Below are 1,633 nucleotides of genomic sequence, written 5' to 3'. Positions count from 1 at the left end.
GCAATGTCCTTCACCCCACGACCCTGACCAAGCAGAATGACCGCATTGATGCGGTAAGCTTCGCGGATGTCGCGCACCCTGCGGTGGGCCGCTCGCAGCTCAGCTAGCTCTTCATCGCTCAGTCGGTAGTCGTTCATGCGCTGGAGATTACCATGGTGAGCAGACGGTTAACGAGGGAGCCTGAGCCGAAAATTCGTATGAGACGGGTATACCTGAAGCCTTTGGTCCCGGTTTTCTGCTCCAACAACGCATTCGGCGTATTTCCAAAATAAAATAATCCATCCTCAGAACTCAGCAAAATCAGTGTCGCGAACCTGCCTTTAGGGTTTCTTTTATGAGCTGAATATCGGATTTCATTTCCTCGATGTCTTTTCTCTGTCCCTCCAATTCATTTTTCATTGCAGATAAAGCAGACTGAAAAGACTCCAACCCTTTGAAATGGATGTTTAGCATCTCTTCAAATTGATTCAGACGCTGGCCGTTGACATTGAATCCATCGCTCACCTGCTTCATAAACTCTTCGATATGGTCTGTCATGATTCATATATCCAGTGTGAAGTTGGTTGTTTAATTTCGCCGCAGCCTAACGTCACCCATAAGCCGGGCCATACTGCGCCACTGCAACACTACAGGATTGCTCTAAGGTCGATGCGCAGTATGGCTTCGGCTTTATGGGCGTGTTAGGCGATTTTATTCTGCTGTCACCTGTGCTGGCTTACAGGGTTAAGTAAACTGTCCCCGGAATTGGCCGTTCTGTCGCAAGCGGATCGGCATCCCGAGGCACTGGGGCCCGGTCTTTCCTCAGGCGGTCTGGAGCGAATCCCTCAACGCCCTGACCGTCGCCATCAGGACCGGCCGCTGGGCGGCCGACATCTCCGATTATGCTAGTCGTCTGAAAAGAGTTTCCATAGACCGTATATTGCGAGCGTCGGCAATACGACAGGTGCAGCCGCCACAGCAGCTGCTCCAACGGTGGCGCCTGCAGTAGCGGCTGTTGTTGCAGCCGTTGTCAGCCCTGACGCGAGTGCTCCGCCGAAAACTGGAACCGAACCAGCTGCTGTCGTAGCAGCCGACAATCCGGAGGTTCCAACAGCAAGGACTGTGTTGGCTGCGGTCACTGCTGTCGTAGATCCGGTAGCCACTCCAGCGCCACCAATAACATTTGCCGCGCCGATAGTGGCAACGCTTCCACCGCCAATGGCTGTTGCTTTTAAAGCCTCTTTACCAACGTCGCTAGTTGCGACATTCTGGCCTACCTCTAGAGCGACATCAGCCAAATCACTTTTCAAGCTCATAGTAAAACCCTCGACATGTTTAATCCTTAAAGATGAATTCTGCGATCGCAGCATTCGCTTCCAGCGCTTTTCTGTTCAAATCTCGTAGTACAGAAAACTCATCAGGCTGGATCGATAGCTTGCTCGCAACCGCGAGAATGTGCTCTTCGTCTTCTCTTTTGTAGGTTCCGTCAACAAAGGCTAGCGACAAGAGATCTCCTGATTATTTACGAAGCTCAGCCTACGAGTGCTGAGTCGGCGCATACTGAGACCATCGCGAGTTCCTGGAGAAACGCTGATGGCACAAAACCCGATCCAATTTCAGAAGGGTTTGAGCTTGCAGGAATTTATGACGCACT

2 protein-coding genes are annotated in these 1,633 nt (G+C 51.6%); both read right to left on the bottom strand.

Features of this window, described 5'->3' with window-relative positions:
- Positions 1-300 precede the first annotated feature (300 nt).
- On the bottom strand, positions 301-537 hold the full coding sequence (locus tag THIDRDRAFT_RS23160; protein WP_007043381.1) for a hypothetical protein: 237 nt from the start codon (positions 535-537) through the stop codon (positions 301-303).
- A gap of 777 nt (positions 538-1,314) precedes the next feature.
- The gene (locus THIDRDRAFT_RS26595; RefSeq protein WP_216725670.1) at positions 1,315-1,485 is read right to left on the bottom strand and encodes a hypothetical protein; all 171 of its coding nucleotides are present in this window, start codon (positions 1,483-1,485) and stop codon (positions 1,315-1,317) included.
- Positions 1,486-1,633 lie beyond the last annotated feature (148 nt).

This window comes from Thiorhodococcus drewsii AZ1 (genome assembly GCF_000224065.1).
Classification (GTDB): domain Bacteria; phylum Pseudomonadota; class Gammaproteobacteria; order Chromatiales; family Chromatiaceae; genus Imhoffiella; species Imhoffiella drewsii.
Note: the sequence above shows the minus strand (reverse complement) of the source record. Positions and strands in the feature narration are given on the sequence as shown.

Bases quoted from the DNA above. Each gene is read 5' to 3' on its own strand.
- THIDRDRAFT_RS23160 (WP_007043381.1), bottom strand. From the start codon at position 537: ATGACAGACCATATCGAAGAGTTTATGAAGCAGGTGAGCGATGGATTC.